Raw genomic sequence first — 8,413 nt, 5'->3', positions numbered from 1 at the left:
TCCGCCGATCTCAAGATGCGTGATTGGTTCTATAACCGAAGTAGAACGTGCGACGGCAGCGAGGTCGACTCCTCGAATTTGGCCGATTTTGGCGATTGACTTCCTGTGGGCAGTATAAGCGGCAGTACAACACCCCTGGGACCCTCAGACCAATCTATGCATGATTATGGTGTTTTTCCACGCCGATGCTGAGTTGGGGCGGAGGTTATTGGATAGACGAGGAGCTACTGAAAGGTCGTCGAGTCGACTACGACTGTTGCGGAACCGGCTTCTCGTTCTATTCCTATCGAGACGGATTCGGAGCGGTGGAAAAACTCCTTGAACGAGTTGACCCGAGCGAGCCAATCGACTTCGCCACCGAGCGTTCGTTGATGCCGTCATCAGCGTCCTTACACTCGGTTACGTCAAGACTGGGACAGGGTGTTCGTCAAGTTTACCCACGTTCTCAGACTGGGTGACTTCCTCATGTTCTCAACCGGTTACCCACTCGGCCAGTTCCCCCCGGAGGATGGCGAGAGCGAGAACTTCTTTGAGGTAGAGTATGTGTCCAAGGGATGGGACGTCGACGTCTTATACTACAGGGGGGTTTTTCTCGGAGGATCTCAATCCAGTATTCAACGACGATTTAACTGGACAAAATAGTGGAGTCTCTGCCTACGGAGGCGTTCGCGGTACAGCGGCCAGAGCGGTACGAAAAGGAGTCGAAAAATCCAGTCTTCCTCTGCGTACGGGCGACGAAGCAATATTGGGACAGATGAGAATAGACCACCTCTTGCAGAAACACCTACTTTCCTCGGTTCCAAAGTGAATACGAATGGAAGAGAATATCAGTGTCATTGGGCTCGAAAAACAGAACAATCAAGAAGCGAACTCTGATGGTGTCGGTCCGACCTATGACAAGCATCTAGTCGTGGAGATAAATGATACCGAAGAAAGAATTCCGGTAATAGGGGTTCAACTTTCATCATTTGGGTATACTTCTCGTCACCACGATGAACCGGATTCAGTATCCTTCGATCGTGTATTTCTCGACGGAAGGACACTGCATGCAGAGAAATGGCTTGATCAGACTACAGTTCTTGAATTACTCCACCCCAGTTCTGGTGGCCAATGGGAAATCCATCGGATTGACGAAGCTCCAAAAGATCGAGAGTTCACAATGATCTGGGAACGAGAGTCGTCGAGTGATTGTTGAGCTACTAATCAAGAGAGTCACTTAGGAATAGGCTTTTGATTTTTCAGCCCCTTGATTTTCTAGTTGGGAGATAGAAGCATGCCATTTAGTAGATGCTTTATCGCTAAACAGCCCCAAAAGAGCCGCTACATTCGTATTCCCTTCACACATAGTAGAAACTATGCAAAAATCAGACGAACTACATGACTATTTAAAAACTCTTGACTCGCTCGCAATTGTCTGTCACCATCAACCGGATCCAGATTGTCTTGCAAGTGCATTCGCCTTACAGTGGATTGCAAAGCAAGTTGAAATCGATCAGTGTAGCATCTTCTACCAAGGAAAAATTACTCATCAAGAGACACTCTCCTTTGTGAATATATTTGAGATACCGATTGAAGAAATCGAAGAGGGAGTATTTGGTTCGTTTGGCCATATCGCTCTCGTCGATCATTCAGTGTCCGGAAAAGAAGTGGAGCTTCCAGATGAGATTCCAGTTGAAGTAATCATTGATATACAAGAGTCAGAAAATAGCATCGACATACCATTCATCGATAGTCGTCCATCTTACGGGGCAACATCAACAATCCTCACCGAATATATTCAAGAGCAAGAAAAGACGCCCCCTGTCTCTATCGCTTCTGCCCTTTTGTTCGCGATTCACAACGAACGACTCGATCACGTTCGATATCCAACACTAGCAGATTACCAAGCAGCAACCGAACTATATCCCAATGTAGATATTGATCTCATCGAAGAAGTATACGGATCATCACTCACAGCATCTACGCTCAATGCAATTGGGCAGGCGATCAACCATCGAGAAAAACAAGGGTCAACACTTGTCTCGAGTATTGGACGAACGACTGAAACTGGAGCTCTCCCCCAAGCGGCTGACTATTTGCTCCGATTAGAGGGGGTTAAAACTGTTCTCGTGATGGGTATCGTCGATGACAAGCTTCGGCTCAGCGCACAATCTTTCGATTCTCGGATCAACGTCGGCACTGTAGTCGAGGAAGCGTTTAGTACATATGGATCAGCCGGAGGTCATTCTGACCGTGCTGAAGGAGAACTTCCTCTTGGAATCTTTGCCGAAACTGGTGATAATGAACCTGCAGTAGAAAAGCAATTATTCAAAATCGTTGCAAAACAATTTTTCAATACACTCAATATTTAACCGACTCTGAAACATGACATCATATTCCGCCGTTGGTAACACCTTTTTCACCGATGATTGCTGCGCCCATTTCCTGTGAATAGCTCCATAACATCTGGGGCAAACCCGTGTTTTGAAAATACCGTAACGAGGTCACCAATTTGAATTTCGGTCTCCCCACGCGGGGTGATAACCGAGTGATCACGTTCAATGGCAACAATTAGGACATCATCGCCAAACAATCCCATTTCATTTGCATCCTGAAGTGATGTTCCAGCGATTTCACTCCCCTGGGTAGCAGTGATCTCAAAGACTTCTGCACCTTCTCCAAGATGCATGAAATCCTTGACGGATGGTCGTTGTACAGCCCGGTAGAGATATTCTGCAATAAGGTGCTGAGGATTTTCAAGGACGTTTACACCGATTTGCCGAAACAGTCGCATATGCTCTGGATTATGAACGACTGAAACAAGCGATGGAATTTCTAGTTCTTGGGCGAGCAGCATCACCATAATGTTGATTGCATCCTCGTCGGTAGTACTGATGATAGCATCAGCTCGGTGTGCTCCTGCTTCCTCAAGGGTATCAATAATCGTTGCATCTTCATTGATGACGAGACAGTCGTAGGTGGAGGACGTTGTCTCTGCGATATCTGGATCCTTTTCAATTACCACAACATCGTTGTTTTGTTCAGTTGTAAGTTTAATCAGCTGACTTCCAATACTTCCCGCCCCGATGATAATGAGATACATTCTTATTGGCTTTTAGTGACTCACCGTATATAGGATTACTCAAACGTCTTTTTAGTTACCATCTCAATAGACAATAATCACGGTTATGAATTCTGGTTCCCTGAGTAGTATAATAGAATCGATGGTTAGCGAGTTCAGCACATTTGACGGTCTATTCTTCGGGGAGTCGGTAGCTGTGTATCGACCTTACTCAGCACGTGATGACTGTCCACACGAACAGTGTTTTCATTGGGTTTGGGCCAAGTTCTTATTTATAGATAGAAATCAGACCTCCACTTTCTATTTCTGAAGTAAATAAAAGGACTAATCTTCTAACGGTAGTCAAGATCCTTGTAAAGAAGATAGCCGAGGAAGAAGAGAATATAGCCACTAGCGAGTCCGACTGTAACAACTGTTCGCCCAAGAATGGTGATGATTACGATGAGCAGTGGTCCTATGAGTAACAGAAGGTCGAAGATAGTATCTTGACCACCGAATTGGGCAAGTTGCCGGAAGAACGGATAATCACGAGGATTCACCATTATCGATACACCCCTGTTCCGCGGAAGACACTCCGAAGCAATACTAATACGGGGATGATTTCGAGACGGCCAATCCACATATTAAAGAAAAGCGTCACTTTGACCACAAGTGGCATGGCAGCCCCCGTAATCCCACTGGACAGGCCGACGTTTCCTTGTGCGCTAGCGACTTCGAACAAAACATTTTGAAGACTGTAGCCATCCGCTCCACTGGGAAGTGTGATGAGAAGAACGAATATCCCCACCGTCAAAAACACTACCCAGAGGAACGCGATGATCGATGCTTCTTCGAATTCTTGGGCTGTCTCAGCGTCGGTTAGAACTCGGCCATCTAACTTGAATGGACGGAGTGCAGATCGCGGATAAAATATATTTGTAATTCGGTACCAGGTACCCTTTGTAAGCGTCGCGAGTCGAATAAGTTTGATACCACCAACTGTTGAACCAGCGGCAGCACCGACAACCATCCCCAATGAAACGGTCACTTGAGCTTCAGCAGACCATTCGGTTCCAAGTGAACCAGCGGTTTGAAACCCAGTACACGACGCTGCTGAAACGAACTGAAAGATACCGAATCGGAACGCACGAAAGAGTGAATCATACGTTTGATTAAAGAATAGCATTGCTGTCAACGCAATTGATCCAAATGCAAAAAATCCGAACACCCATCTCGTTTGGAGGTCGGTATAGAGGTTCTTTAGATCCCCCTGCAGAATCAGATAATGGATTGGGAATGCGATGCTACCGAGAATCATCACCGGAAGAAGTGCGAAATCGATAGCCACACTGTGATATGTGCCGATGCTGTTGTCAGTAATGCTGAATCCTCCCGTCGCCAGACCGGTCATCGCGTGATTTATTGCCCCCCATATCGGCATTCCCGCAAGCCACAGCAAGAGAATTGAGAGGAATGTGAACAAAAGGAAAATCCACCAGATCGTGTGGACAGTCGAGACGATACTTGGGTGGATTTTTTCCGAGCGTGCTTCGCTTTCATAAAGGGTCAGGGATCCACTTCCTGGTCGTGCAAGAATTGCAGTTGTGAGCACGATGACGCCGACGCCACCGATCCACTCGATAAAGGACCGCCACCATTGGAGGGTATGTGGGAGGAGATCTTCACGGTCAGTCATAGTTAATCCCGTTCCCGTGAAACCACTCATGCTCTCGAAAATTCCGTTTATTGGATGTCTGAACGCAGCGAGGGTTGCATATCCTTCGGGTTGCATTTGCGGAACACTAAGAAAAGCTGGATCGAGTTTCACCGTCCATGCGATGAAATAGAATGGTAACGCGCCGAAGAGTGCAACCAAAAACCACCCAGACGCAGCAATCATCATCCCATGGAGCTTCCCCGGTTCTGCGGCACTTCTACACCACCTCGTCAATCCAGCACCTAAACTAAATGTGAGTAATCCAGACAAGAGAAGTCCTGGAACCGCGTAGTATTCTCGCCAAACAAGCGGAATAAGTAATGAGACAAAAAACATTGCAGACAAGGCTTGTAGCATTCGGCCAAGGTCGCGTCCGATCGTCCGTAACCACTCTACCATTATCGCATGTTTTCAATGGATACTACATATATTGACGGGTATTCGATCGCTATCCGAACTCTAGTACAAGAGTATATTATCGAATCAAAAATCCCATCGATAGATCATCATTATTGGATCATTTGTTTCTAATGATAGTAGACGACTGTATCTCACAAAACGTGTTTCAATCAATCGCTCTACGGATTCACAAAACAAAAATTGAGTAAAAAAACTTCGTCGGCGTTGAGAATTCGCAGTACTAAGGGAAGCGTTAGGCGAATAACACCTGTCCCGAAGCTAAACCCAATAAATGCAGCTAGCGCTGAAATCTGACTATGGATATCCTCAACCCCATGCATCATATACAGGATGATTAGTGCACCCGTACCTATGCAGATGTCGAAACCAGCGAGGAAGCCAAGCACGGCAAAATACGGATCGGCAGTGATTGACAAAAACGAATACTCTGGGATCCATATCCTACTTATCATCGCGAGTGCTCCAGCAATGATGTAAAGAAGGAACACTCCACCAGTAACGGTCGTTCCTGCAATTGCTGCTTGTATACTAAAGGAACATGCGCGTTCTAGCCAAGTCGCTACTTGGGAAATCAGAGAGTGTTCAGGGGCATCAAAATCATCATCTGAAAGTGGCGACATCATCTCAAGAGAGTGCTGGCGTGATCAGCTCGCTATATCGGCTGCTTTCGCTCCTCTGCCGACCCATTTCTGGACGAAGTTGCTGATCGCCGATTGAACTGGACGATGTTTTTTCGCCATTACGACATGGCCATCGAATTGTTCGCCGACTGTCTCCGGAATTTCGCCGAAGAGAACGCGTCTGAGGAGACCTTCTCCTGCGGCACCAAGAATGACGGTGTCTAAGTTGTTTTCTTCAGCGCAAGCGATAATTGATTCTGCGATTTCATCACTTTCGACAACAATCGTTGAAACTTCGATACTCTCCTCTTCTAACGCCTCTTGACGCTCTGTGAGGAACGATTCTGCTTCATCCTTATTACTGTCACTGCTGGCTATATTTAACAACGTCACGTTCGCACCCAGACCAGCATAGGCGGTAGCGATGTTTTCGGCTAATTCTGCGTGTGGTCCGCCGGCCATCGGGACGAGCACGTTGTGCGGTGTTTCTGTCATACCTCTGGCGGTCTTAATGACTGCAACATCGCACGGAGCATGCTCGACAACGTGATCTATGGTCGATCCAAGGACAAGATCGGAAGCCCGTTTTCTGCGACCGCGCCAGCCTAGCAGGATCAAATCACTCTTCCGTTGGTAGGCAATATTATCGATACTCCGGCCGATATCATGCCCAATCGTCACTGTTCGATGGGCAGGAACATCATCAGGGACGTACTGCATCGCGTCATCGAGTAACTGTCGTTGCTTATCGATATTTGTACGACCCTTGGAAAGTGGTGTCTGTTCCGGCACAGTGGCGACTGTGGTCAATAGCACTTCGCCATCCTTTCGGCGTGCAATTGCACTACCTGCTTTCACTAATTGCTCAGCGTGTTCTGGATTTGCAATGGGGATCAACACTTGATACCCACGATCAATTGGTGCACGTTCTTCAGTCACGAGACGAGTCTCTTCTTCGATCGCAGTCTCACGGACACGGCCGCGTGAGTAGATGAAGAAAATGCCAATTCCAACGAGGATCCATGCGATGGCACCGTACCAAGCTAGCGGGCTGTAGTTAAACAGATATACCGCGAGACCCAGTTTGGTAAGAATTCCAATGATTGGGACATACGGGAAGTACGGCATTACATAGCCGTAGTCGATCTGATCGCCCCATTTGCGTCGAATCACAATTGCGGCGTAGTTCACCTGCAAAAATAACAGTAGAAACATCACATCAGTTGCAGCTGCAACCGCTTCAATAGGTAGCGCAACCGCCATGAAAATGATAAGTGCTCCGGAGAACGCTGTCGCGATATATGGCGTTTGTTTTTCGGGATGCACCTCACTAAATGCATCGGGGAGGACGTGGTCACGTCCCATTGCGAACGATACGCGGGTTGATGAGTAGGTTGTTGCATTCAGTGCAGATAACGTCGAGAAAATGCCCGCCACAAGGATAACAATTGTTCCGTATGGCATAATCTGTCCCGCAGCCCGAGCAAGGCCGAGTTCACCAAGATGACCGAGAATTTCCCAGACAGCAGCATTTTCGATATTCGCCGGAATTGCCGGGAGATTTCCTGCACCATGACCGCCAGCTGCAGCCCCTTGTTGTGCTAGCCGGAATAGATCGGGTGTGACCGTAACTGCACCAATAAGAACAATTGCGACGAGCATGTAGATCGTGACAACAACAGACATCGAATAGAAAACCGCTTTTGGGACTGACTGCTTCGGGTTTACAACTTCCTCGCCTGATTGAACAATGATCTCATATCCCTCAAAGGCAATGAACGTTAGTCCCATTGCTATGAAGACGCCACCAAAACCACGTGGAAGGAACGGCTGAAATCGGCTAGTTGCTTCTGCAGGATGACCGAAAATGTAGCCTAACCCGAATGCAATAAGAACGATAATGACGGTGATTTTGACTAGCGTTACTATGTTACCAGCGAGCCCGGTTTCTTTGGCCCCACGGAAGTTGATGTATGCAAAGAGTGCGCCAGCAAACGCAGCGAATATTTTCTCTGGGCCAATTGTAATAACAAATAAATCAATCGGCGTAAAGAGCTGAATACCGAAGTAGTCCGTCAAAAGAAGGTGGACAAATGCCCCAAACCCGAGCGTGTATAGGGAGCCAGCGACGGCATGAGCAAACCAGCTCATCCATCCTGCAAGAAATGCTTGTGAGCGCCCCAGCGCTTCACGAACCCACAAATAGCCACCACCAGCTTCTGGAATAGCAGAGCCAAGCTCGGCATATACCATTCCAGTAAAGATCGTGATGAAGCCGTTGAATGCAAATGCCATTACGAGACTGGGACCAGCTTGTCCTGCGGCAAGCCCTGTTAGCACGAAGATACCAGCACCGATCATTGCGCCAATGCCGATCATCGTGATGTCGAACAGAGAGAGGTCTCGAGCCAGATCTGTCTGATTGTCGTGTCCGGGTAAGCCACTCTCGTTACTCATCAGAATCACTTCTTGGCTTTCGTAACGGCCCTTTGCTATACTCATTCGCAGCGATTCGTTCTGTCACGTATTTCCCATGAAACACGGCGATTTGGAGACCAAGCCATGTTACAAGGGTTAGGATTGCGCCTACCGCCAACATTGAGACCATGTATTCCC

Annotated in this window: 6 protein-coding genes; 2 read left to right on the top strand and 4 right to left on the bottom strand. The window is 47.5% G+C overall.

The window, feature by feature from the left end; all coding sequences use genetic code 11:
• Nucleotides 1–814: 814 nt before the first annotated feature.
• On the top strand, nucleotides 815–1,195 hold the full coding sequence (locus AC1XDK_RS29345; protein ID WP_483353566.1) for a hypothetical protein: 381 nt from the start codon (nucleotides 815–817) through the stop codon (nucleotides 1,193–1,195).
• A 160-nt stretch (nucleotides 1,196–1,355) separates the two neighbouring features.
• Nucleotides 1,356–2,351, top strand: a complete 996-nt coding sequence (locus tag AC1XDK_RS29340) for a DHH family phosphoesterase (RefSeq protein WP_483353565.1) — start codon at nucleotides 1,356–1,358, stop codon at nucleotides 2,349–2,351.
• A gap of 47 nt (nucleotides 2,352–2,398) precedes the next feature.
• Here the strand turns inward: AC1XDK_RS29340 and AC1XDK_RS29335 are convergent, their stop codons facing one another.
• From AC1XDK_RS29335 to AC1XDK_RS29320, 4 genes are all read right to left on the bottom strand, one after another.
• A complete protein-coding gene (locus tag AC1XDK_RS29335) occupies nucleotides 2,399–3,082 on the bottom strand; it encodes a potassium channel family protein (protein ID WP_483353564.1) in 684 nt (227 codons plus the stop codon).
• A gap of 520 nt (nucleotides 3,083–3,602) precedes the next feature.
• On the bottom strand, nucleotides 3,603–5,156 hold the full coding sequence (locus AC1XDK_RS29330) for a TrkH family potassium uptake protein (RefSeq protein ID WP_483353563.1): 1,554 nt from the start codon (nucleotides 5,154–5,156) through the stop codon (nucleotides 3,603–3,605).
• 179 nt (nucleotides 5,157–5,335) lie between these two features.
• Nucleotides 5,336–5,800, bottom strand: coding sequence for a hypothetical protein (locus AC1XDK_RS29325; protein WP_483353562.1), 465 nt, complete (start codon nucleotides 5,798–5,800; stop codon nucleotides 5,336–5,338).
• A gap of 21 nt (nucleotides 5,801–5,821) precedes the next feature.
• Nucleotides 5,822–8,299 carry an amino acid permease gene (locus AC1XDK_RS29320; protein WP_483353561.1) on the bottom strand — a complete coding sequence of 826 codons (2,478 nt, stop codon included), beginning with the start codon at nucleotides 8,297–8,299 and terminating at the stop codon, nucleotides 5,822–5,824.
• Between the last annotated feature and the right edge of the window lie 114 nt (nucleotides 8,300–8,413).

The organism is Haladaptatus sp. HS23, assembly GCF_056892285.1.
This window is presented reverse-complemented; position numbering and strand designations above follow the sequence as displayed.

What these genes read in the sequence shown, in the direction of transcription:
- AC1XDK_RS29345 (WP_483353566.1), top strand. Translation starts at nt 815, where the DNA reads ATGGAAGAGAATATCAGTGTCATTGGGCTCGAAAAACAGAACAATCAA.
- AC1XDK_RS29340 (WP_483353565.1), top strand. Translation starts at nt 1,356, where the DNA reads ATGCAAAAATCAGACGAACTACATGACTATTTAAAAACTCTTGACTCG.
- AC1XDK_RS29335 (WP_483353564.1), bottom strand. Translation starts at nt 3,082, where the DNA reads ATGTATCTCATTATCATCGGGGCGGGAAGTATTGGAAGTCAGCTGATT.
- AC1XDK_RS29330 (WP_483353563.1), bottom strand. Translation starts at nt 5,156, where the DNA reads ATGGTAGAGTGGTTACGGACGATCGGACGCGACCTTGGCCGAATGCTA.
- AC1XDK_RS29325 (WP_483353562.1), bottom strand. Translation starts at nt 5,800, where the DNA reads ATGATGTCGCCACTTTCAGATGATGATTTTGATGCCCCTGAACACTCT.
- AC1XDK_RS29320 (WP_483353561.1), bottom strand. Translation starts at nt 8,299, where the DNA reads ATGAGTATAGCAAAGGGCCGTTACGAAAGCCAAGAAGTGATTCTGATG.